This window comes from Marinobacter flavimaris (assembly GCF_045057155.1).
Lineage (GTDB): Bacteria > Pseudomonadota > Gammaproteobacteria > Pseudomonadales > Oleiphilaceae > Marinobacter > Marinobacter manganoxydans.
Genome location: NZ_CP171359.1, coordinates 818,862 through 841,145, shown reverse-complemented (window position 1 = coordinate 841,145; position 22,284 = coordinate 818,862). Strand labels below are relative to the sequence as shown.

The following is a 22,284-nucleotide window of genomic DNA, read 5'->3' as shown; positions in this document are numbered from 1 at the left end:
CACACGCCGAGAACAGGAAAAACGTGAAACATCACAGGAGATTCCATGCCCCGACGCTTCCATGACGCCGAGGAACTATTCCCACCAGCCACCGCCCTCAAACGTGCCCTTGCCATTATTTACGACGGTTTGATCAGCATTGCCGTGCTGCTTGTCGCTACCTGGGGATACACCATGGTGGCTGGCTGGATCACCGGCTGGGACAGGTACGAACAGATGGCCGAGGCAGGCCAGCTTTCCGGGGACCCGGGGCTGACGTTCACGTTGTTCCTGATCCTTTACCTGTTCTTTGCCTATTTCTGGACGCGCATTGGCCAGACCCTGGGGATGCAGGTCTGGCGGATTCGAATTGAAAACATTGATGGTACTTCGGTGAGCTGGAGCAAGGCGCTCAGGCGTTACGTGACGGCGGCGGCTGTGATCTTCCTGACACTTCTGGGCAGCTACTACCTCGGAGCTGCCACCCTGTTTCTGGGCATCCCGGCTATTGTTGCGCTGTTCTATCCGATCAATGGTCTGTCCATTACCGACCGCCTCTCTGACAGCGTGGTTGTATCCATACCCAAAGAAGCGACCAAAAAGTAATGGTTTAGCCGGTGGGATAGCAGGGCTGGTCAACCAGCCCGCCGCATCAGGATGCCACCAGCCACGGCGCTTACCGCGATGGGCACCAGCACCGCAAGCATTGGGTTGAACCCGTATACAAGGCTCATTGGCCCAAGAAAATCCTGCATATATTTGAACAGAAGCCCCACCAACAGCCCGGTAAACACCCGGAATCCCATGGTTACCGAGCGCAACGGCCCAAAGATGAAGGATATTGCCACCAGCACCATGACCGCCGTTCCCAGAGGCATGAGCGCCTTCTTCCAGAACGCCAGCCAATAGCGGGAGGCGTTGAGGCTTTGCTCGCCAAGATAGGTGGCGTATGTGTAGAGTCCGGTCATCGAAAGATTCTCAGGCTTCACGATCAACACGCTGAGAACGCCGGGCGAGAGGCCGGTTTCCCAGCGCAGGGTCCGGTCGTCAACGCGTACTGTCCGATCATCCTCGAAGCTCGTGGTGCGAACATTCTCCAGCAACCAGTGGTCGCCCTGATAAATCGCTCGCTCCGCAAAACTTGCGGCCAGCAGCTGCCGATCATCATCAAACTGGAAACGCGACACTCCATGCAGGACGCCATTCGGTTGCACGGCATTCAGATGGATGTATGAATCCCCTTCCTTGTGCCAGACCCCCGAAGCCGACGCCACGTTGCTACCGGCGCCCAATGCCACCGCCTTGTAACTCTGGGCCACGCGCTCGGCAGGCGGAGCCAGATATTCGCCTATCAATACACCCATAACCACGATAACCAGCGCCGGCTTCATTGCGGACCAGACAATACGCTTGAGCGATACGCCGGCAGCCCGTACAACCGTCAACTCCGAGGAACTGGCCATAGAACCCAGGCCCACCAGGCAGCCCATGAAGGCACCCAGCGGCAGATAATCGTAGATTCGTCTTGGCAGGGTCAGAAAGACATACCAGAGTGCGTCCAGGATCTGGTAGTTGTTGCGGATGTCATCCAGTTCGGCGATGAACGCAAAAATGAGATCAAGGGACAACACCACCATCATCACGAGGAACATCGCACCGCCAACCGTGCGCATTACATACCCGTCAATCTTGCGCACGAGCACCCCCATCCCGAATCAGGCGCCGGCGGTACAACCACGCTGGGCCGAACTGAAGCCATAGCCCGAAGCCGAGGAACAACGCGTGGACCCAGAGCATGCCCAGCCATTCCGGGACCTTGCCGGCCGCCAGCCAGTCCCGGGCGACAATGAGCAGCCCGAGATAAGTAATGTAGACAAGCATTGCCGGTAACAGATGAAAGAACCGGCCCTGGCGTGGATTCACGCGGCTCAGCCTCACTGCCAGCAACGTCACAATTGGCACGATGAGCGGCAGCGAAAAACGCCAGTGCAGCAACGCACGATCTTCCAGGCGGTCTGACTGCATCAGGCTCCAGGTACTGGCGCCCTCTTCCCGCTGCTTGGTGCCAGCCTCGCCGCCCTCAATCTTCAGACCGTAGGCTTCGAAATCGATCACATTGTAATTCAGCTGGCCCGCGGCGCCCTCAAAGCGACCGCCGTTTTCCAGAATGAGAAAACGGCTGCCGGTTTCCGGATCGATCAGCTGGGAGCCGGAATCTGCGGTTATGATCGTCAGGCCACGCCCGTCCGGCGCGTACTCGGCGATAAAAACGCCCTGCAACTGGCGCTTGTCTTCACTCAAAGCCTCGGTATAGGTCACCCGTCCGCCAGAGGAAAAATCCTGGAAGCGCCCGGGCGCAAGCATTTCAAACTCGGTTGCCTTTCGTTGTTCGTTCAGAATTTCCTGAACCTGATTCATTCCCCAGGGCGACACGTAAAGACTCATGGCGCCAACAATAATCATCACCGGAAGACTGCCCAGAAGAGTTTTAGCCAACAAGGCCTTGTCGCTGACACCGCAGGCAAACAACACAGTCATCTCGCTTTCGAGGTACATGCGACCGTAGGCGAGCAGAATGCCAATAAAAAGACCCAGGGGCAGAATCAGCTCAAGAAAACCCGGAAACCGAAAGGCCATGATCTCCAGCAGCACACCGGCCGAAATGCTGCCCTGGGCCGCACTGTCGAGATATTTCAGGAAACGGCCACTCATGAACACCAGCAGCAGGATGCCCGAAACGGCAACCATGCTGATCATGATCTGGCGTATGAGGTAACGGAAAATGATGCTCAAATCGGTCTCTCTGGCGGTATCCGCTGAAACGTGGAGGTCGCTGGGAACTGCGCGTATTCTATGTAACCTTGGTGCCGAATGACAGAGTAGCGGTATTACACCGGCATAAAGGCACAGACAGGCACGGAAGCGGCGCCAATCGCTTGATAATTTCCCCGCAAGCCCCAATGCTAGACTAGATCACAATCAAGAACGATTCCCGCCGCCGGCGGGAGCCTCGTGAACAATCAACAGGAGTTGCCATGAATTTCAGCCTGAGCAGTAAAGCCATCGCCAGCACCAAAGCAGACTGTCTCGTAGTTGGCTTGCCTGAGAAAGGCACCTGGCCCGATTCGACGAATCAGGCCGATGAGGCTCTGGGCGGGATGATCAAGACACTCCAGAAGGCCGGTGACCTGTCCGGCAAGAATGCCACGACGCTGACCATTCCTCTGGCTGATCAGCCCTGGACTCGCCTGCTTGTGGTTGGCACTGGCAAGGATGAAGATCGCAACCCTGCCAACTACCGTAAAGCGTTGGTCGCGATGATGACCGCGCTCAAGGACGGTCCGTCCAAAAGCGTCGCGATCGCCCTCGCAGATACCCCTGTAACCGGCGAAGAAGCAGTGAGTTCTGAAGCAGCCCGTGTCAGTCTGATTGGCCGGACCCTTGAAGATCAGCTTTACACCTTCAGCGACTTCAAGAGCGAAAAACCCGCCGCCCGGAAGCTCAACAAAGCTATTGTGCATGCCTCCAGTGCCGGCAAGGCCCTCAAGGATGCCTTCAACCTCGGTCTGGCCACCGGCCGTGGTATGAATCTCACCCGGGATCTGGGCAACACGCCGCCCAACATCTGCCACCCGGAATGGCTGGCTCAGCAAGCCAAGAAGCTGGCCAAGGATTACGACTGCATCAAGACCGAAGTGCTTGACGAAAAGCAGATGGAAAAGATGGGCATGAACACCATCCTGGCCGTGGGCAAAGGCAGCACCCAACCGCCGCGACTGATCGTGATGGAATACCGTGGTGGCAAGGCCAAGGACAAGCCCCACGTACTTGTGGGCAAAGGTATCACCTTCGACACCGGCGGTATCAGCCTCAAGCCCGGCGAGGGCATGGATGAAATGAAGTACGACATGGGCGGCTCCGCCAGTGTCTTCGGCGCCATGAAAGTGCTCGCCGAAACCCAACCCAAGATCAACGTGGTGGCTGTGATTGCCGCAGCAGAGAACATGCCGGATGGCGGCGCTTCCCGCCCTGGCGACATCGTGACCACGCTCTCCGGCATGACTGTTGAAATCCTCAACACCGACGCCGAGGGGCGCCTGGTATTGTGCGATGCCCTCACCTACGTGAAGAAGTTTGACCCGGCCGCCGTCATCGATCTGGCGACCCTGACCGGCGCCTGCATCATTGCACTTGGCAATCACGCCACCGGCCTGCTGGCCAACAACGATGAACTGGCCAACGAGCTTCTTGCTGCCGGCGAGCGTGCCGGTGACCGGGCATGGCGCCTGCCGCTCTGGGACGAATACCAGAGCCAGCTCGACAGCAACTTTGCCGACATGGCCAACATCGGTGGCCGCCCTGCAGGGACCATAACAGCGGCCTGTTTCCTTTCCCGCTTTGCCAAGGACTATCGCTGGGCGCACCTGGACATCGCCGGCACCGCCTGGCACTCCGGCAAAGCCAAGGGCTCATCCGGTCGCCCGGTGCCCATGCTGGTCGACTACCTGATGTCCCATGCAGGAAAGTAAGCCCTCCAGCTCTTCGGAGACCGGCAGCCCGGCTGCCGGCCACTCCGGACAGGAAGACCGGAACCAGCGCTACTGGTTTCACATCCTTGCCCAGAACACGCCCGCCGCACGCAATCTCCACGCTGCAAAACTCGTGGACAAAGCCTGGCAGCAGGGCGACCGCGTGTGCGTCGTGTGCGATACCATGCAACACGCAGATGAGCTGGACGACCTGCTCTGGAACTTCAGCCCGGACGCATTCATCCCCCATAGCGTTGTTCCGGACTCCGCCACAACCTGCTCCGACCCCGTTGGCATTCTGCTTTGCCCGCCGGCGCCAGAGGATTGGGATACCGTGATCATTCTCTCCGCAACCTTGCCGGCGGATGCCGACCGGTTCAAGCGACTGGCCCTGGTTGCCCATAACGACCCGAATGTTCTTAATCAGGCGCGGTCACACTTCAAGCAATTGCGGGCACTGGGGATTGAACCCCGGGTGCATGATCAGAGGAAGCGTTAGGTTCGCCGCAAACAGGGCGACCATGTATAATCGTGCGTCTCAATTTTCCCTTGTGAATCAACCAACGGTCACTGCAGAACCCCATGGAAAAAACCTACCAGCCAGAAAACATCGAGCGCCAGTGGTACGAAAACTGGGAATCCAAAGGGTACTTCCGCCCCAGCGGTGAAGGCCAGTCCTACAGCATCGCGATCCCGCCGCCCAACGTAACCGGCAGCCTGCACATGGGCCACGCGTTCCAGCACACCATCATGGACACCCTCACCCGCTTCAAGCGCATGCAGGGCCGTAACGCACTGTGGACGGTTGGTACCGACCACGCCGGCATTGCCACCCAGATGGTGGTTGAGCGCAAACTCGCTGCGGAAGAGGACAAGACCCGCCACGATCTGGGCCGGGAAGAATTCATCAAGCGCATCTGGGACTGGAAAGAGCACTCCGGGGGCACCATCACCCGCCAGATCCGCCGCCTTGGCAATTCCGTGGACTGGGACAACGAACGCTTCACCATGGACGACGGCTTCTACAAAGCCGTTCAGGAAGTGTTTATCCGCCTGTACGACGAGGGACTTGTCTATCGCGGCAAGCGGTTGGTGAACTGGGACCCGAAACTGCACACCGCCATCTCCGATCTGGAAGTTGAAAACAAGGAAGAAAAAGGCTTTTTCTGGCACCTGCGTTACCCGCTGGCTGACGGCACGCAAACCCAGGATGGCAAGGATTACCTGATCGTTGCCACTACCCGGCCGGAAACCATGCTCGGTGACACGGCCGTGGCCGTGCATCCGGAAGACGAGCGTTATCAGCACCTGATTGGCAAGCACGTGATGCTGCCGCTGGTGAACCGCCGTATCCCCATCGTTGCCGACCATCACGCCGATCCGGAGAAAGGCTCCGGTTGCGTGAAGATCACGCCGGCCCACGACTTCAACGACTATGCCGTGGGCAAGCGCAACAATCTGCCGATGATTAACGTCATGACCCAGGACGCCAACATCCGGGACGTGGCCGAGGTGTTCAATGCCGACGGCACCGAAAACACCGAACTCGACGGCACCATGCCGGGCGCCTACGCTGGCCTGACCCGCGAAGCGGCGCGCAAGCAAATCGTTGCCGATATGGAAGCCGAGGGGCTGGTCGAGAACATCGAGGATCACGCACTCAGCGTTCCACGCGGTGACCGGTCGGGCCTGATTATCGAGCCCATGCTCACCGACCAGTGGTTTGCCGATGCCAAGACCCTGGCCAAGCCGGCCATTGAAGCGGTGGAAGACGGTCGTATCCAGTTCGTACCCAAGCAGTACGAGAACATGTACTTCGCCTGGATGCGCGATATCCAGGATTGGTGTATCTCGCGCCAGCTCTGGTGGGGCCACCGCATTCCGGCCTGGTACGACGCCGACGGCAATATCTACGTGGGCCGCAGCGAAGATGAAGTGCGCCAGAAGCACAACCTGGACGCCAATGTCGCCCTCGAGCAGGATGAAGACGTTCTTGATACGTGGTTCAGCTCTGCCCTGTGGACGTTCGGCACCCTGGGTTGGCCAGAGATCACCGAGCGCCTGAAAACCTTCCATCCGACCGACGTGCTGGTCACCGGCTTCGACATCATCTTCTTCTGGGTAGCCCGGATGATCATGATGACCATGCACTTTATGAAGAACGAAGACGGCAGCCCCCAGGTGCCCTTCCATACCGTCTATGTCACCGGCCTTATCCGTGATGAGCACGGCGACAAGATGTCCAAGTCCAAGGGTAACGTGATCGACCCGCTGGACATGATCGACGGCATCAGCCTGGATGACCTGCTGGAGAAACGAACCGGCAACCTGATGCAGCCCAAGCTGGCCGAGAAAATCGGCAAGCGCACCAAGAAGGAATTCCCGGAGGGCATCACCGCCCACGGCACCGATGCCCTGCGCTTCACCCTTGCCGCCATGGCAACGACCGGCCGCGACATCAACTGGGATATGAAGCGCCTGGAAGGCTACCGCAACTTCTGTAACAAGCTCTGGAACGCAGCCCGCTACGTGTTGATGAACACCGAAGGCGAAGACTGTGGCGTGAATGACGAGCCCGTGGAACTGTCTCTGGCAGACCGCTGGATCATCAGCGAGCTGCAGAGCTGCGAGCAGGACGTGATCCGTCACCTGGACCAGTACCGCTTCGATCTGGCGGCCTACGCGCTCTATGAGTTCATCTGGAACGAATACTGCGACTGGTATCTGGAGCTGTCCAAGCCTGTGCTCAGTGATGAAGACGCCAGTGCCGAAGCCAAACGTGGCACCCGTCGCACCCTGGTGCGCGTACTGGAATCCGTTCTGCGCCTGGCGCACCCGATGATGCCGTTTATCACCGAGGAAATCTGGCAGCGGATCGCGCCCCTGGCCGGCAAGACTGGCGACAGCATCATGCTGCAGGCCTACCCGCAACCGGATGCCACCAAGCAGGATTCAGCGGTTACCGCTGATATTGAATGGCTCAAGGGGGTGATCGTTGCCGTGCGGAACATCCGGGGCGAAATGAACATCTCGCCGGCGAAGAAGATCCCGGTATTGCTGCGTGGCAAAGACGCCGAGGATCAGCGCCGCATGAATGACAATCGCCAGTTCCTGAGCTCCCTGGCCAAGCTGGAGAGCCTGGACTGGTTTGAGGGTGACAAAGCCCCCATGTCTGCCACCCAACTGGTGGGAGACATGGAAGTACTGGTTCCCATGGCCGGCCTGATTGACAAGGAAGCCGAACTCAAGCGTCTGGACAAGGAGCTGGAACGCCTGCAGAAAGAGATCGGTCGCCTGGAGGGTAAACTGGGTAACGAGAAGTTCACGGCCAAGGCTCCGGCCGAGGTGGTCGAGAAGGAACAGGAAAAACTCCGGGACGCCCAAAGCAGCCAGGCCCGCCTGAGCCAGCAAAGGGCCGATATCGAGGCCATGTAACCGGCATGATCGGTATTCTCGGTGCAGGCTCTCTGGGAAGGCTCTGGGGCGCAATGCTACCCAACGGTTGCGTTGCCTTCGTCGCCAAACCGGGCGAGCCCACCGACTCAAGCGTCGATTACCGTTTCCGGCCCTTTGAGGGGCCGGAATCCTCCATACAGATTCCCTTCCTCACGACCGGCGACACGCCGGACCTGATGCTGGTGACAACCAAGGCCGGTGATACCCTGAGCGCTGTAGCAGGCGTGATCGACCAATTACCCGTTGATATCCCCATCCTGCTTTTCCAGAACGGACTGGGCAGCCAGCAAGCTGTCGCCGAGCGGTGGCCGGAGCGCCCGATCCTGGCCGCAACCACCACCGAGGGCGCAAATCGACCTGAACCGGGGCTTCTCGTCCATGCCGGTACCGGCGATACCTGGGTGGGTCCGCTGACGGAGCAGGCCAGATTCTCGGTGGACCGCGCGGTCGCCATGCTGGAAGACTCCGGCCTGGCCATCCATCGGGAGCCGGCCATCCTTCAGCGACTCTGGCAGAAACTGATCGTCAATGCGGGCATCAATCCCTACACCGCCATCCTGAACTGCCCCAATGGCGACATCCTGTCTGCAGGGCTATATCAGAACACCATCGACGAGCTTTGCCGGGAACTATCAGAGCTGATGAGCGCCGCCGCCCAGATCACGGAAACACCGGATTCCCTGCGCCAACGCATTGAACAGGTCGCTCAAAACACCGCGGGTAACACATCGTCCATGCGTGCCGATGTTCTCCGCAAACGCCAAACCGAGATAGACTTTATCAACGGGTATCTGGCAAAACTAGGAAAAGAACTCGGTATCGACACGCCGGTGAACCAAATGCTGACCGAACGGGTACAACAACTGTCGTCACATTAACAGGAGCAGACTGATGGGCAACCGCCTTTCCAAGATTTACACCCGTACCGGAGACGATGGCTCCACGGGCCTGGCCGATGGCAACCGGATTGCCAAGAATGCCCAGCGAGTTGAAGCCATGGGCACCGCTGATGAACTCAACTGCCATATCGGGTTGCTAATCGAAACCCTGGACAGCGACGACGAACTGGTGGAGAGCCTGCGCCGCATTCAGCACCATCTGTTTGACCTGGGGGGCGAATTTGCCATCCCCGGCAGCCGTGTGATTGGTGACGAACACATCGAATGGCTGGAGGGCACCCTGGACCGGCACAACGAAGGCCTGCCACCGCTGAAGAATTTTGTCCTGCCCGGAGGCAGTCCCGGCGCCGCCCAATGTCACCTTGCCCGGGCGGTCTGCCGTCGTGCAGAGCGGGTTGTCGTCGCCCTCGGCCATGAGGACTCTATCAACACCGCTTCCCGACACTACCTGAACCGTCTATCGGATCTGTTGTTTGTCATCGCCCGCGTACTGGCCCGGCGCGAGGGTGGCGAAGAGATTCTCTGGGAACAAAAAAAATCCGGCCTCTAAGGGCCGGATTTTTTATGCGCCTGATCGCGCGCAAAGGTCGCACCGATCAGACCTTGAAGGCTTCCACCAGACGCTGAAGCGACGCTGTCAGTTGCGACATTTCTCTGGAAGAACCCAGGGTTTCTTCAGCATTGGCGGCGGTTTTCTGGCCCAGCTCGCCAATCTGCTCAACGTTCGAGTTCACGTTTTTCGCGACGGCAGACTGCTCTTCGGCGGCCTGGGCGATCTGGTGACTCATATCCACGATCACGGAGATGCCCTTGGCGATTCTATCCAGGGCCTCTGTCACCTCTCCGGACTTCTGCACCGTTGCCTCGGTCACGTCCCGGCTGTTGGTCATGGCCGACACCGCGTCTTTGACGCCGCTCTGGAGCCGGGAAATCATGCCTTCGATTTCTTCCGTCGATTTGTGCGTGCGCTGTGACAGCGAGCGAACCTCATCGGCAACCACCGCGAAACCACGCCCCTGCTCCCCGGCCCGGGCCGCCTCGATCGCGGCGTTCAGGGCGAGCAGGTTGGTCTGCTCGGCGATGGCCTTGATCTCGACCAGCACCTGACTGATGTTGTCACTGTCCTTGCTGACCCGGTTGATCACTTCCACCGCGCCTGAGATTTCACCCGCCAGCTTGTTGATGGTTTCAACCGTGTCGGCCACCACGCCCCGGCCGGTTTCTGTGTCCTGTTCGGCATTGCTCGCGCTGTCCGCAACCCGGTGCGCGCTTTCGGTGACTTCATGAACCGCCTCAACCATCTGGTTCATGGCTTCATTGATCTGGCCGCTTTCTTCCATCTGACGCGCAACCGCTTCGCTATTGGCCGCAGCGGTGTCATTGACCCGGGTGGCCTGCTGGTCTACGTCCGCCGTCGTCCGGCTGACAGAGCGGATCAGCTCGGCAATCCGGTCGGTCATGTTATTGAATTCCGTCGTCAACTCGCCCAGCTCATCGCGGTTGCGCAAACTGATGTGCGTGGTCATGTCGCCGGCGGCAACGTTCCGTGCGGCTTCGCTGAAGCGGTTGATGGCGGTACGTACGGACATGAAGAAGCCGATGTAGAGATAGACAACCACAAGCAGCACGGCGATCAGGGCAACCACAATCAGGCGACGCTGGTTGATCTCACTCTCGAGCCGTGCGCGCAGGTTCGAGTCGACCACGCTGAAGGCAGCCGTCTTGACGTCGTCGTAGTGGGCCAACTGCCTGGACATCAGATCGTCGTATTCGGTCCAGGGCATTTCCAGACGCATTGGCGTTATCACGTTCAGATCCAGATGATCCCGAACCACCATCAAACTCTCGTCAACCCGTTGAATGGCGTTGCCCGCCTGATTGGCGAGGGCCGGCGATGCTTCAGAAGCAAGAGCCAAGGCCGGCGAAAGCAAGGAGGTGCGATTGGTCAACTGGTCATAGATTTCGTTCAGGGTTTCGCTCAGGGCGTAACCTACCTGCCCCTCGACCAGTGCGAAGATTCCGTAGGATTTTGCCCGACCGATCACGGTGCGTGCAGCCGGGAGAGAGTCCTGGACCAGGCCCAGAATCAACTGGTTTTCTCTTGAGGCCCCCTGCCCCAAACCAGAGATTTCAATGGTGGCCGAAAGCAGCGCCTGTGCCTTCTGGACGAATTCCTGATAATACTTGAACTGAGGATCGAAGCTGCCCTGATAATTGTCATCGGCCCGCAATGCTTCCCACTCCTGGCGAAGGCCTTCAACCTGATCGGCCCAGGAGCCAGTCGTATCGAACGAGCGCTCTTCTGCGGTCAGAGCCGCCAAAAGGCTATCAATCTCAGTGGCCGCTTCTTCGGAAACTGCGGTAATGGCACTCTCATCCTTGATGATCGCCGGTGAGCGATAGTCTCGATAATCCATCGCCGCATCCACCAGCCGATCCACTTGCTGGAGTTGCTCCAGCCCCTCGACACCCCGGGTCATGGTCTGAACCGAGCGATTCAGCTCGGAAATGGCAAGCCAGGACAGCCCACCAATTGGTAAAAGGAACAGAATGCTGATGAGACTGAACTTGTAGACCATCGGCAGCCGGTTCATCAGGGCAATGGCAGGATTAATGAGTTGCTTCACAGGGACCCTCGTGCTGGCAAATAACCACTGAACGTTAATTCTTTTCTTCCATTGTCGCCTAAAGTCTTAAAAACTTAAGCTTTATTTGTTGTTAAACTGTAATGTTTTATAAAATCCGGGCTAAACGACGCCGGAAATAACCAGCAGGGCGAGTATGCATATCCATACCAGCATGCTTCTGTTCAGCAGATCCCTTACCGCTCGCAGACTCCTTCCCCCAAACGCTGTCCACTCATCCGGGTGAATCCGGGAAAACCTCGCTGGATCCAGTGCATACCCGGTTAACGACCCGTTGGCCGAAATCATGAGTACCTCGCCCGCTTTTTTGGAGATTCCGGTCAGAGTCTGGCGAGTTTCACGCAGCCAGCCGGCCAGATCTCCGGCAATTCCGAACGTTAACGACAAAAGCCTGGCAGGAATCCAGCCGGCAAGGTCGGACATTTTTGCAAACCTGGGCCTGGCCGGCGCCTGCGGCCATTGCTCGGCGAGCGCTACCAGCCCACGCGCCAGGACCGCGAGACCGATACCGCCAACCACATACCAGAAAGCCACCAGAAAAAAGCGCTGGAACACCGAAACCATCAGTGCCTTGGACAGGGAGAGGTGCATGGCCTCGGGAGACACTGCGGCTCCCCGTTCATCGGCCGGAAGAAGGTCTTTCACATGATGCCAGGCCGACTGCATGTCTCCCCGGTGCCACGCCTCCGCATAGGCCCGCAGTACCTGTCGCCAGCCCGGCGTTCCCATAAGGACGACCAGCACCAGGAACTCCAGCGGGTAAGCCGCCATTCTCCAGCCAGAAGACACCAGCAGGTATTCCGCAAGCCCCAGTATCAGGGCCGGCAACAGGACCAGTGCCAGCCCGGTCGCTATCCCCGATTCATGGCCCGCCCTGACCCGGCTGCCGTAGCGGAACCAACGACGCCAGACCTCATCGCCAGACAGCATGTCCAGGGAATCCAGACGCCTGCGTACCATGTAGGCCAGAAGAAACACAACAAATACCATTCAGACGTTCCTCCCCGATCCTCGGACTATTTCCAGGGCTGACCGGAAATACCGCCAGTCAAAAGCCGGGCCGGGATCGCTCTTCCTGCCGGGCGCAATGTCGCAGTGCCCGGTAATCCGATTGGCCGTGATATCCGGCCAGGCCGTCATAATCAGGTCCGCCACTTTCGCCAGCATGCGATATTGCTCGGTGGTGTAAGGGGTGTCGTCGGTCCCTTCCAGCTCAATCCCGATGGAAAAATCATTGCATTCCTCCTGCCCTTCAAAACACGATCGGCCGGCATGCCAGGCCCGATCAAGCAGGCTGACAAACTGCACCAGCGCGCCATCGCGGCGAATCAGCAGGTGCGCAGACACCTGGACGCCCTCGATAGTCTTGAAGTAGGGGTGCGCAGAATGGTCGAGTTGGTTGCAGAAGAAGTCTTCTATTTCGCGGCCACCAAACTGGCCCGGAGGCAGGCTGATATTGTGGACGACCAGAAGAGAGATGCCCGCTCCATCCGGACGAGGCCCGAAATTCGGCGAAGGGGTCCAGCGGGCGAAGGAAATCCGCCCGGTTTCGCGAAGCGAATTTCCATCGATACCGGAGGCGGTAGGGCGTTCGGAAAAAACGTCTGAATCGGGCAAAGTAATTCCAAAAGTTTCAGAGCATTACAGCCTCTGATTGAATCACAAAGTTGCCACGGTTGCTACGAATCAGTCCTTGCGGCTGCTGCGCAGGTTGTCGATGATCGACTCCAGTGCCCGGTCGAAGATCAGACCATCATCCAGCATGCTGATTTTCCCGGATTCCATGTCGGCGGCCAGTTCCTGACGCAGATACTCTGCCACCTTCGCGCCACTGCGATTCACAAAGATATATTTGCCAGTAGCCTTGATAAAGGCCGCAAGCTTACAGCGCACCCGGGTTTCGTCGCGGGTAAGTTCAATCCAGGAACCCACACGCAGGCTTTCGGCCTTTGACAGCCACTCTGGAGATACTGAAGCAGTCTGCGTTTCAGCGTCCGCCTGGGAGGCAGCCTCGCTGACCACAGAAACAGGCACTTCAGGCTCGGCCGGCGCGGGCGTTGCTTTGACAGCGTCTTCGGCCGCCGGCTCAGGGGGCTCGACGGGCTGCTCAGCAGCGGGTTCCGGAACGAGCAGATCCTCTGGTTCCGAAGGTGATTCCGGCCTGGACGGAGCCGTCACCAATCGCTGGAAAACGTCCACATGGGCAAGTTCAAGGTCGCGAATGGCCGCATCGGTGGCAAACGGGTCCCAGGAAATATCCTGCAGTGCCTTGCGAAGGTCGTCCACAATGGCCGGTATTGCCCTTAGCAGATCTGACCTGGTGGTATCAGTGACCGGGCGCGGATCCACACTCCAGACCAACTGCTCGGTCAGGTTCCGGGCGTGCTGCCACCGGTCGCTTTCCTCGCCCTCCCGGAGGACAACCCATTGCAGGTACCGGGTCCAGGCTTCGCTCAGGAGGCCGGCAACCGGTTCGGGTACGTCCCGCTGCTCTGTCAGCTCCTTAACCAGGCCTTCCGCCGCCTGGGACGCCCGCTCCTGTCGAGCCCGCCCTTCTTCAGCATCCCGAAGACGTTGCTCGACGAGCTCACGACGTCGGCGATCGAGATCCATGAAGTGGCTGAAATCTTTCAACAACTCCTCAAACAGAGAGACGTTGGTAGTGAACTCTGTCAGAACCCGATCTACCACCGATTCGATTTTGTCCCGAAGCGGGTCTCTTTGCCCGGCCTTCTTCTCGGTCCAGCCAATGGCCGAAAGTGCCAGCTCGTTAAGCAGTTTTCGAACCGGGTGACCGCCCCGGTTGAAAAAGTTCTTGTCACTAAGCGCCACTTTCAGCACCGGAATCTGCAGGCGCCCGATCAATGCTTTCATCACCGGATGCAGTTGGCGATCTTCCAGAATAAAGTCGAACAGCATGGAAACCAGATTGATCACGTCACTGTCGACCTGCCCAACGCTCAGGCTATTGCCATCGCCGGAACGCAGGATGGGTTGAAGCTGCTCGTTCAGAGGTACAACGGTACCTTCACCCCATTGCCTGCTGCTCGACTGCGCTTCAGTCAAACGGGCCATGAGCCTGTCGGTATCAATGTAGCTTTCGCCGACCGGGGATCCGCCAGTGACAGCATTGGACTCACCGCGATGCAACAGCGCGCTGAGCTCCGAGAAAGTAGCCTGTGACTGAGACATACCCTGACCCTGGCTGGCAGAATCCGCCCGGCCGCTGGCACTGGTCGGCACTGAACTCTCTCCTGACCCACGCTGACCGGAGCGGGAGGGCACCTTGCCGGTGGGCGGTCGTTTCATGTCAGGCATTACGCCTTCACTGATCAAGGTGCGATTGGCTTCTTTGTAGAAATCACCGAGGGTATCGGCAAGCAGGCGATCAAACAGCTTCAGAACCACCAGCTTGGCCCGGATATCAATGTCGAGGTCTGCACAGGCCTCGGCAACACCGCCACAGATGATTTCAGGGCTCAGCGGCATTTGTGCGTCTTTCAGCTCGATGCCCGGCACCAGATGCCCGACCCGGACGGTAAGCAGACGGATCTGTTCGGTATAACGGTTCCGGAGTTTATTTATGAGATTGTCGACTGCCACCTGCTGCTCAAGCTGGGAATGGTCAACGAGGCTGAGAGAGTCCTCGTCAACTTCATCCAGGGACCTGGCACTTTGCTGGGGCTGGAACCTGCCGATTTCATTGAAAGCCTGGCTGACATACTGGAGGATCGAGACCACCATGGCCTTGCGACGAAGCCTGAGCTCCCGCATGGCATCAAAGTAGGCGGTCTGGTCGAGGTTGGAGCCGGCTCTGTCGGCGAGTTCAAACAGGGCATCATCGGCACGATCGAAAAAACTGGCAAGAACGGACTTGAGGGACTGACCCGATGCGTCACGCAGGCGCACAAGGGACGCAGGCAAAGAAAACCGGGCGGGCGGTTTCTGGCCTGAAAAGCTGACAACCTTGTTATCGTGCACCATCTCGCTGCTCCGCCTTGTATTACACAATTGCCTGTTTATTTCTCCACTTCACATGATACGAGCTGCCCACGTCAGGTTGTGTCAGAATTTGTCACCTTTTGTGTAGACCTGACGTGCATCACAGTTTAGCAGCCCTGCCCCAAGAGTTTGGCGATTCACCAGCGGCGCTTTAGAATTGGCAGCCTGAAACGCCGACAACCCACTGCACCGGACTTTTTGCCCTATGATTGCCCCTGAACTCCTCCGCCAGGCCAGAATTGAAAACGTTGCCCAGAGTCTGCGGGAGGACATCGGCGATGGCGACATCACGGCCAGACTGATACCCGCCGACAAACAGGCAACAGGGCGGGTAATTACGCGGGAAACCGCCATCGTCGCGGGCAGGGAGTGGGTGGACGAGGTTTTCCGACAGGTGGATCCGGCCGTTGAGCTCGACTGGCAGGTTGCCGATGGCGAGACCGTGTCGCCGGATCAGGTGCTGTTTACCATGCAGGGTTCGGCACGAAGCCTGCTAAGCTCCGAACGCGCGGCTCTGAACTGGCTCCAGTCCCTGTCTGGCGTTGCGACCGCCTGCGCAGGCTATGCCGCCCGGGTTGCACACACCGGTGTTCGACTGCTGGATACCCGTAAAACCCTGCCCGGTCTGCGCCTGGCCCAGAAATACGCTGTAACCTGTGGCGGCTGCTTCAATCACCGGATCGGGCTGTGGGATGCCTTCCTGATCAAGGAAAATCACATTGCCGCCTGCGGCTCCATTGCCCTGGCCATTGAAGCCGCCCACCGGATTGCACCGGGCAAACCGGTGGAGGTGGAAACCGAGAACCTTGACGAGCTGGAACAGGCCCTTCTAGCGGGTGCAGACATCATCATGCTGGATGAGTTCTCACTTGAAGACATGCGGACCGCGGTCGCTACCACGGGTGGCAAAGCAAAGCTGGAAGCATCCGGGGGAATCAATGCCGACACCTTGGTGCCGATCGCCGAAACCGGCGTGGACTTCATCTCGATTGGCGCGCTGACCAAGGATTTGAAGGCTGTCGACCTGTCAATGAGACTGGACTGATCACTCCCCGCTAAGCAGGCGGTCGATCACCTCCAGCTCCCGAACCAGCCTGCTACCGGACTCCGGTCGCCCCCGGAAATGCTCTTCGGCCATCGGCGCTATGCCGGAGGCCGAGGGCAACGGGTGGTCATTTTCGATAATGATCTTCATTCTTTCCACAAAAACAAATTGCAGCCACTGGGTAAATTCCAGCGTATCGATGCAAAAGGGCTGCGCACTCTGGAACGCCTCGTCCGGTGGCGGCTCTGACTCCCAGAGCCCCAGCTGCCGCAACTCCATCTCAATGTTCAGAAGGCAGTCCGCAACCTGCCCGACCGGGTTACCGGATTCGGTCATATCAGTCTCGCTTCAATCGTTAAGCGGCTCAAGCTCCACGGTTTCGCCATGCAGAACCCGGAACAGGTCCTCATACTGGCGCGTCAGCGGGTGCTTGGGTGCCATGTGAATCAGGGGCTGTCGGCTCTGGTGGGACTCTTTCATCTTCACGGAACTCGAGAGACGCACAGGCAGAACCGGCAAGCCCTCCTCGGTAAGCTCCCTGACCAGCTGCTTGGGCAGGCTGGCCCGCGGCTGGAACTGGTTGGCAACAATCCCTTCGACAACAAGATCCTCGTTGTGGTCTTCCTGCAGATCACGAATCTCGTTGAGGATGTTGTACAGCGCCTGACGGGAAAAATCGTCACAGTCGAAGGGTATCAGGCAGCGCTGGGCTGCAATCAGGGCAGACCGGGTATAGAAATTGAGCGCCGGCGCGGTATCGATGTAGATCGCATCGAAGGATTCACCCAGTTTTTTCAGGGCTTCCCTCAGCTTGTATATCTTGTGCTTGGCCTCCAGCTTGCGCTCGAGGAAATCCAGCTCCGGGCTGGAGGGCATCACAAACAGGTTCTTGAACGGTGAGGCATGGACAAATTCGTCCGGACGGCGATTGAACACGGTAAAGGCCACCGTCTGCTCCAGCATATCCGCAACGGTGTCCTTGAGCTCGCTGGCAGGCTTGCCCAGCAGATAATGGGTGGAGTTTCCCTGCGGATCAAGATCCACGACCAGGGTTCGCTTTCCACGAGCGGCGCTGATAGCTGCGAGATTGCACGTGATACTGGACTTGCCGACACCGCCTTTCTGGTTGAATACCACCCGTCTCATTTTGCCTCTCCCTTGATGAATCCGTTATCGATTTCTGCCCTGCGATGAACCCATTCCAACTCACCACCCCATCACTGTCTTCACAAACGGGATAGTAAGCCGTCGCTGTGCCTGAAGTGAATTTTCATCCAGTATATCCAGAATCCCCAGCAAATCACCGAGCCTTCGGGGCGCCCGGCGCATTATATAGCTGGCCACATCATCCGCCATCACCAGGCCACGTTTCTCGGCACGGGCTCTGAGAATGGTCAGGCGATCCTCATCCCGGTAAATACCCAACTGGATGATCAGCCCGTGACTAAATCTGGAGACCAGATCCGGCAACTCAAAGGCCGAACTGGCCGGCAAATCGGCCAGACTCACCAGTAAAAGGCCGCCTCGATCGAGAATCCGGTTATAAAGATGAAAAATGGCCTCTTCCCACACCCGCTGGCCTGCGATACGGTCGACATCGTCAAGACAGACGATCTCATGGGTCTCAAGCCCCGACAAGGCATCGGGACCAAAAGGCTCTAGCTCTGCGATGCTGATACACACCGCTGCCCTGCCCTGCTTTTCGCCCAGGTGGCACACAGCCTGTAGAAGATGGCTCTTGCCGGTATCGGCATCACCGCACAGAACAACGACAGGCATATCATCAGGTTGCTGACAAACGCTTTCAAGACGCTGGGCTGCGCTCGTGTTCCGGTCGCCATGGAAATTGTCGAATCGGGCGTCGTCACGCAGCTTGACCCCGAGCACCAACTGGGATGCGGTCATGGCCGGGTAGCCCTCCAGGCCCGCAAGCCCCACACAAACAGGTAATGCCCCCCGCTGAACACGGTGGAAACAGCCACCAGGATAATGCCGGCATCCACCACCCAGGGCTGCATCGGCAGGTCCGCCAGAAGCACGATGATGGCCAGGGCTACAAGAATCTGGATAAACGTATTGATCTTGCCGGGAATGCTGGGCTCCATATCGTATCGACCAACCTTATAGTGGTAGGCCAGAGCGCCGACCACAATCAGCAGGTCACGCCCCAACACCAGCAGAAACAGCCACACGGGCAGAACAGCGGTGAGAGTAAGCATCAGGTACGCGGTGATCAACAAGGCCTTGTCGGCGAGAGGATCTGCAATTGCACCAAGCCTGGAACGCCAATTGAAATGGCGGGCAAGGAAGCCGTCAACCGCGTCTGTGCCGGCGGCCAGAAAGAATATCAGCAACGCTCGGCGATAATCTCCGATCAGTAACGCTCCCGCGAAGGGAGCGATCAGAAGAATGCGCAGGAACGTCAGGGCATTGGGAATCCAGCGCCAGCGGTGCAAATTCAAAAGACTCCCTCCGGTTACACCTTATTCGCCGCCATCGCTCCCGATGACAGAAGACGGTTGCCAACGATAATACAGAACCTGGTACAGGGATTCGAACGCCTCCCTGGCATCTTCCTCATCGACGGGCACCGGCTGATAGGTAAACAGGGCAGTCTCTTCAGACGCCTCCGCAGAGGTTTGCTGATCCGGGCCAGCCAGCTGCGATACCTCGCTCTCGAGCGCCTCTTGCGGGTTCGGCCCAGACGAAGCCACCTGGTCCTCTGCTGTGCGGGCGGTAACCGGAGGTTCTGCCGGAACGTCGGCCTCCATTGGAACGAAGCGCGGATCCAGGGCGATGTACTCCCGCAGCTGGTCCAGCTCACCGGAGAAAGCCACCCGCAGGGTCAGTTGCTCGTCCCGTACCCGATGGGCACCAACGCTAACCACGGGGGTCAGTCCTTCCAGCACCTTATTGGCGCCGGCATAGTCTTCAAGCGACGTAACGCCACGCAGCACAATGTCCACCTGGGGCGAATCGCCCACTTCCGATGCAGCAACCGCGTATCGGCTGGCGTATAGCTCCGCCCAGCGGTTTATCGTCGCCTCCGCCAGCGCTTCCGGGGTATCGGCGGTTACCGACTCTTCCCCGGCATTCATGGCCATACCATCGAAGACCCAGCCGGCACGCCATTGCCCGCCAGCACGGCTGACCCGCACCAAAGCGAGCACATCATGGTCCAGATTCCCGGATGCAGACTTCACCCGACCAATAAACTGCCCCCAGATATCCGAGAGCAATTCGCGGTCAGAGCTGAAATCTGACGGGGGCAGCGCCACGGGCAAGCCACGCTTTCTGGCCGCCTCATCGAACGCAGCCCTCCAGGCTCCTGCGTCTTCCTGACCAGAGCCGGCCCCGGGCCGTGTTACGAGTGTTCTCGAGCCACGATCCTCGGCAGCAATCCAGGCCAGTGTGAGCGGTCTGTTGGCACCCCACACCGGCGCATCAATTGCAGCCAGCGCGCGATTCACGCCAACCGCTCCGAAGGACATGCTCAGAACACTCTGGCCGGACTCGCCACGGGCAACCTGATAGGAAAGAAGTAACGACTCGGCATCGGACAGCAGGGCTTCAACGCCCTCCATCGCCAGTACGTCTCGGGTACCGGAAACCCTTACCAGTACCTGGCTCAGCCCGTCTGCATATCCCTGGGCGAGTTGACCCGACGAGGACCCTTCCACTGGCACCTTTGCCGAATAGAGACCGGAAACCGTCACGGCACTCGCCTGGGCGGAAAACCCAGACAGCAGAACGGTGAACAACGCAACTACCCACGTCCCGGATAAAGACCTGTGTGCCGGCTTTTGCCCTGATACTGACATGAAACACCCTGCAATTCGCATGAATGGCGCATAGGATACACCATGCCCCAGGGTGTGAGTAGCGGCCCCGGATTTCGGAAAAGCAATATACATTTGGAGCGCCACACCGCACCTGTTAAAATCCGCCGCCTGACCCACTGGCCAACGGTTAAGTACACCATGAGCGAACAGAAGCCCTCCCTGACCTACCGCGATGCTGGCGTAGATATTGATGCCGGCAATGAACTCGTCAGCCGAATCAAGGACACCGCCGCGCGCACCCGCCGCCCCGAGGTTCTTGGCGGTCTCGGCGGCTTCGGCGCCATGGTCTCCATCCCCGCCGGATATAACGAACCGGTTCTGGTTTCCGGCACCGACGGAGTGGGCACAAAGCTCAGACTGGCCATGCAACTGGACAAGCACGACAGCATCGGCATCGACCTGGTCGCCATGTGCGTGAACGATCTGGTTGTCGGCGGCGCTGAACCGCTTTTCTTCCTCGACTACTACGCGACCGGCAAGCTGAACGTAGACGTTGCCACTCAGGTGGTTGCCGGAATCGGCGAGGGCTGCGAGCAGGCTGGCTGTGCGCTGGTCGGCGGTGAAACCGCTGAAATGCCGGGCATGTACGAAGGCGACGACTACGATCTGGCTGGCTTCTGCGTAGGCGTTGCCGAACGCAGCGAGATTATTGACGGCGGCCGCGTCCAGGCCGGAGACGTGCTGATTGCCCTGGGCTCTTCCGGCCCTCACTCCAACGGCTACTCCCTGATCCGGAAAATTCTGGAAGTCAGCAACGCTGACCTCGAGCAGCCAATCGGCGATACCACCCTGGCCAACGCCTTGATGGCACCGACTCGAATCTACGTAAAGAATCTTCTGCAGCTGATTCGCGAAGTCGACGTTCGTGCCCTCTCCCACATCACTGGTGGTGGCCTGCCGGAAAATATTCCCAGGGTGCTGCCGAACGGCACCATCGCTGCCATCGATACCAACAGCTGGTCATTGCCCCCGGTATTCCAGTGGCTCAAGGACAACGGCGGCGTTGCCAGTGAAGAGATGTACCGCACCTTTAACTGTGGTATCGGCATGATTGTCTGCGTGCCTGCCAACCAGAAGGAGCTGGCCCTGGATACCCTGAAAGCACTGGGCGAACATGCCTGGCAGGTAGGCCTGATCGAACGTGCCGATGACGAACAGGCAGATGCCTGCGTTCGCTATGCACCGGGGCTGCTGTCGGCATGAAGGCAGATCAGACCCCGTTACCGAAAATCCTGGTGCTCGCATCCGGAAGCGGCACCAACCTTCAGGCACTGATTGACGCCAGCCGGGAGCGGGATTTTCCCGGGCAGATCATTGCCGTTGGCTGCAACCAGCCCGGCGCGTTTGCCCTTGAGCGCGCGGCCCAGGCAAATATCGAGACCTTTGTGGTAAACCACAAGAATTTCGAATCCCGGGATGAGTTTGATGCCTCCCTGATGGCGGAAATCCTCCGATACAATCCGGATCTGATTGTCCTGGCAGGCTTCATGCGCATTCTGACCACGGATTTTGTTCGGGCATTCCGGGGTAAGATGCTGAACATTCACCCGTCCCTGTTGCCGAAGTACACCGGGCTGAATACTCACCGTCGTGCACTGGAAGCGGGCGATACCGTACATGGCGTTTCCATCCACTTCGTTACCGAAGAGCTGGATGGTGGCCCCGTGATTGCCCAAGCAGAAGTGGCGATTGTTTCCGATGACACGCCAGAAAGCCTCGCGGAGAAGGTGCAGGCCAAGGAACACATCCTCTACCCCATTGTTGTGCGCTGGTTCTGTGAGGGCCGGATTCAACTGGGTAGCGATTATGTGTTGTTCGACGGCGAACCCTTGAACGCTCCGATGCGCTTGCCGGACAACTGAGGCATCGCCTGAACGAATTGTCATC

General features: G+C 58.7%; 20 protein-coding genes. 9 read left to right on the top strand and 11 right to left on the bottom strand.

The annotated features are described in order from the left end of the window. Positions 1-45 precede the first annotated feature (45 nt). Positions 46-585 carry an RDD family protein gene (locus ACGK9W_RS04000; RefSeq protein WP_008172814.1) on the top strand — a complete coding sequence of 180 codons (540 nt, stop codon included), beginning with the start codon at positions 46-48 and terminating at the stop codon, positions 583-585. Positions 586-614: 29 nt separating this feature from the next. Here the strand turns inward: ACGK9W_RS04000 and lptG are convergent, their stop codons facing one another. Both lptG and lptF read right to left on the bottom strand, forming a co-directional pair. After that, a complete protein-coding gene (lptG, locus tag ACGK9W_RS03995) occupies positions 615-1,676 on the bottom strand; it encodes an LPS export ABC transporter permease LptG (protein ID WP_062784951.1) in 1,062 nt (353 codons plus the stop codon). Beyond that, a complete protein-coding gene (gene lptF, locus ACGK9W_RS03990; RefSeq protein WP_405419141.1) occupies positions 1,663-2,772 on the bottom strand; it encodes an LPS export ABC transporter permease LptF in 1,110 nt (369 codons plus the stop codon). Before lptF ends, lptG begins: the two co-directional genes overlap by 14 nt. Positions 2,773-3,014: 242 nt before the next feature. On the opposite strand from lptF, the gene ACGK9W_RS03985 reads away from it, so the two are divergent. The 5 genes from ACGK9W_RS03985 to ACGK9W_RS03965 all read left to right on the top strand — a co-directional run bounded on the left by ACGK9W_RS03985 (position 3,015) and on the right by ACGK9W_RS03965 (position 9,413). Beyond that, positions 3,015-4,508, top strand: coding sequence for a leucyl aminopeptidase (locus tag ACGK9W_RS03985; RefSeq protein WP_405419138.1), 1,494 nt, complete (start codon positions 3,015-3,017; stop codon positions 4,506-4,508). After that, positions 4,495-5,007: a DNA polymerase III subunit chi gene (locus ACGK9W_RS03980; RefSeq protein ID WP_053114924.1), complete on the top strand. Its 513-nt coding sequence runs from the start codon at positions 4,495-4,497 to the stop codon at positions 5,005-5,007. Before ACGK9W_RS03985 ends, ACGK9W_RS03980 begins: the two co-directional genes overlap by 14 nt. Before the next feature lie 83 nt (positions 5,008-5,090). Then, complete coding sequence (locus tag ACGK9W_RS03975; RefSeq protein ID WP_273017865.1) at positions 5,091-7,943, top strand: valine--tRNA ligase; 2,853 nt, start codon at positions 5,091-5,093, stop codon at positions 7,941-7,943. A gap of 5 nt (positions 7,944-7,948) precedes the next feature. Continuing rightward, entirely contained in the window at positions 7,949-8,842 is an 894-nt protein-coding gene (locus tag ACGK9W_RS03970; RefSeq protein ID WP_053114922.1) for a ketopantoate reductase family protein, read from the top strand. Between the two features lie 13 nt (positions 8,843-8,855). Next, a complete protein-coding gene (locus tag ACGK9W_RS03965; protein WP_014576743.1) occupies positions 8,856-9,413 on the top strand; it encodes a cob(I)yrinic acid a,c-diamide adenosyltransferase in 558 nt (185 codons plus the stop codon). Between the two features lie 46 nt (positions 9,414-9,459). Here the strand turns inward: ACGK9W_RS03965 and ACGK9W_RS03960 are convergent, their stop codons facing one another. The 4 genes from ACGK9W_RS03960 to ACGK9W_RS03945 all read right to left on the bottom strand — a co-directional run bounded on the left by ACGK9W_RS03960 (position 9,460) and on the right by ACGK9W_RS03945 (position 15,492). Next, a complete protein-coding gene (locus tag ACGK9W_RS03960; RefSeq protein ID WP_405419130.1) occupies positions 9,460-11,490 on the bottom strand; it encodes a methyl-accepting chemotaxis protein in 2,031 nt (676 codons plus the stop codon). Positions 11,491-11,610: 120 nt separating this feature from the next. After that, positions 11,611-12,498 carry a hypothetical protein gene (locus tag ACGK9W_RS03955; RefSeq protein ID WP_008172824.1) on the bottom strand — a complete coding sequence of 296 codons (888 nt, stop codon included), beginning with the start codon at positions 12,496-12,498 and terminating at the stop codon, positions 11,611-11,613. After that, positions 12,499-13,080, bottom strand: coding sequence for a 1,6-anhydro-N-acetylmuramyl-L-alanine amidase AmpD (ampD, locus tag ACGK9W_RS03950; RefSeq protein WP_228732831.1), 582 nt, complete (start codon positions 13,078-13,080; stop codon positions 12,499-12,501). It lies immediately after the preceding gene. Positions 13,081-13,194: 114 nt separating this feature from the next. Then, positions 13,195-15,492 carry a DUF1631 domain-containing protein gene (locus ACGK9W_RS03945; RefSeq protein WP_405419127.1) on the bottom strand — a complete coding sequence of 766 codons (2,298 nt, stop codon included), beginning with the start codon at positions 15,490-15,492 and terminating at the stop codon, positions 13,195-13,197. A gap of 223 nt (positions 15,493-15,715) precedes the next feature. On the opposite strand from ACGK9W_RS03945, the gene nadC reads away from it, so the two are divergent. Next, a complete protein-coding gene (gene nadC / locus ACGK9W_RS03940) occupies positions 15,716-16,555 on the top strand; it encodes a carboxylating nicotinate-nucleotide diphosphorylase (protein WP_219119829.1) in 840 nt (279 codons plus the stop codon). Here the strand turns inward: nadC and ACGK9W_RS03935 are convergent, their stop codons facing one another. Genes ACGK9W_RS03935 through ACGK9W_RS03915 form a run of 5 tightly spaced genes read right to left on the bottom strand, consistent with a single transcriptional unit; the run spans position 16,556 to position 20,316 of the window. Then, positions 16,556-16,891, bottom strand: coding sequence for a YqcC family protein (locus tag ACGK9W_RS03935; protein WP_008172829.1), 336 nt, complete (start codon positions 16,889-16,891; stop codon positions 16,556-16,558). A gap of 12 nt (positions 16,892-16,903) precedes the next feature. Next, positions 16,904-17,701 (bottom strand): ParA family protein, encoded by a 798-nt coding sequence (locus tag ACGK9W_RS03930; protein ID WP_008172831.1) that lies wholly within the window; start codon positions 17,699-17,701, stop codon positions 16,904-16,906. 60 nt (positions 17,702-17,761) lie between these two features. After that, the gene (gene hda, locus ACGK9W_RS03925; protein ID WP_062784873.1) at positions 17,762-18,460 is read right to left on the bottom strand and encodes a DnaA regulatory inactivator Hda; all 699 of its coding nucleotides are present in this window, start codon (positions 18,458-18,460) and stop codon (positions 17,762-17,764) included. Beyond that, entirely contained in the window at positions 18,457-19,017 is a 561-nt protein-coding gene (locus ACGK9W_RS03920) for a CDP-alcohol phosphatidyltransferase family protein (RefSeq protein ID WP_169702144.1), read from the bottom strand. The genes hda and ACGK9W_RS03920 overlap by 4 nt, the downstream gene beginning before the upstream one ends. A 21-nt stretch (positions 19,018-19,038) precedes the next feature. Then, positions 19,039-20,316 (bottom strand): DUF2066 domain-containing protein, encoded by a 1,278-nt coding sequence (locus ACGK9W_RS03915; RefSeq protein ID WP_405419120.1) that lies wholly within the window; start codon positions 20,314-20,316, stop codon positions 19,039-19,041. 219 nt (positions 20,317-20,535) lie between these two features. Here ACGK9W_RS03915 and purM point away from each other — a divergent pair, with 219 nt between their 5' ends. Then, positions 20,536-21,600, top strand: coding sequence for a phosphoribosylformylglycinamidine cyclo-ligase (gene purM, locus ACGK9W_RS03910; protein WP_092031940.1), 1,065 nt, complete (start codon positions 20,536-20,538; stop codon positions 21,598-21,600). After that, a complete protein-coding gene (purN, locus tag ACGK9W_RS03905) occupies positions 21,597-22,259 on the top strand; it encodes a phosphoribosylglycinamide formyltransferase (protein WP_014576731.1) in 663 nt (220 codons plus the stop codon). The genes purM and purN overlap by 4 nt, the downstream gene beginning before the upstream one ends. Positions 22,260-22,284 lie beyond the last annotated feature (25 nt).

What these genes read in the sequence shown, in the direction of transcription:
- ACGK9W_RS04000 (WP_008172814.1), top strand. Translation starts at nt 46, where the DNA reads ATGCCCCGACGCTTCCATGACGCCGAGGAACTATTCCCACCAGCCACC.
- ACGK9W_RS03985 (WP_405419138.1), top strand. Translation starts at nt 3,015, where the DNA reads ATGAATTTCAGCCTGAGCAGTAAAGCCATCGCCAGCACCAAAGCAGAC.
- ACGK9W_RS03980 (WP_053114924.1), top strand. Translation starts at nt 4,495, where the DNA reads ATGCAGGAAAGTAAGCCCTCCAGCTCTTCGGAGACCGGCAGCCCGGCT.
- ACGK9W_RS03975 (WP_273017865.1), top strand. Translation starts at nt 5,091, where the DNA reads ATGGAAAAAACCTACCAGCCAGAAAACATCGAGCGCCAGTGGTACGAA.
- ACGK9W_RS03970 (WP_053114922.1), top strand. Translation starts at nt 7,949, where the DNA reads ATGATCGGTATTCTCGGTGCAGGCTCTCTGGGAAGGCTCTGGGGCGCA.
- ACGK9W_RS03965 (WP_014576743.1), top strand. Translation starts at nt 8,856, where the DNA reads ATGGGCAACCGCCTTTCCAAGATTTACACCCGTACCGGAGACGATGGC.
- ACGK9W_RS03955 (WP_008172824.1), bottom strand. Translation starts at nt 12,498, where the DNA reads ATGGTATTTGTTGTGTTTCTTCTGGCCTACATGGTACGCAGGCGTCTG.
- ACGK9W_RS03945 (WP_405419127.1), bottom strand. Translation starts at nt 15,492, where the DNA reads ATGGTGCACGATAACAAGGTTGTCAGCTTTTCAGGCCAGAAACCGCCC.
- nadC (WP_219119829.1), top strand. Translation starts at nt 15,716, where the DNA reads ATGATTGCCCCTGAACTCCTCCGCCAGGCCAGAATTGAAAACGTTGCC.
- ACGK9W_RS03935 (WP_008172829.1), bottom strand. Translation starts at nt 16,891, where the DNA reads ATGACCGAATCCGGTAACCCGGTCGGGCAGGTTGCGGACTGCCTTCTG.
- ACGK9W_RS03930 (WP_008172831.1), bottom strand. Translation starts at nt 17,701, where the DNA reads ATGAGACGGGTGGTATTCAACCAGAAAGGCGGTGTCGGCAAGTCCAGT.
- hda (WP_062784873.1), bottom strand. Translation starts at nt 18,460, where the DNA reads ATGACCGCATCCCAGTTGGTGCTCGGGGTCAAGCTGCGTGACGACGCC.
- purM (WP_092031940.1), top strand. Translation starts at nt 20,536, where the DNA reads ATGAGCGAACAGAAGCCCTCCCTGACCTACCGCGATGCTGGCGTAGAT.
- purN (WP_014576731.1), top strand. Translation starts at nt 21,597, where the DNA reads ATGAAGGCAGATCAGACCCCGTTACCGAAAATCCTGGTGCTCGCATCC.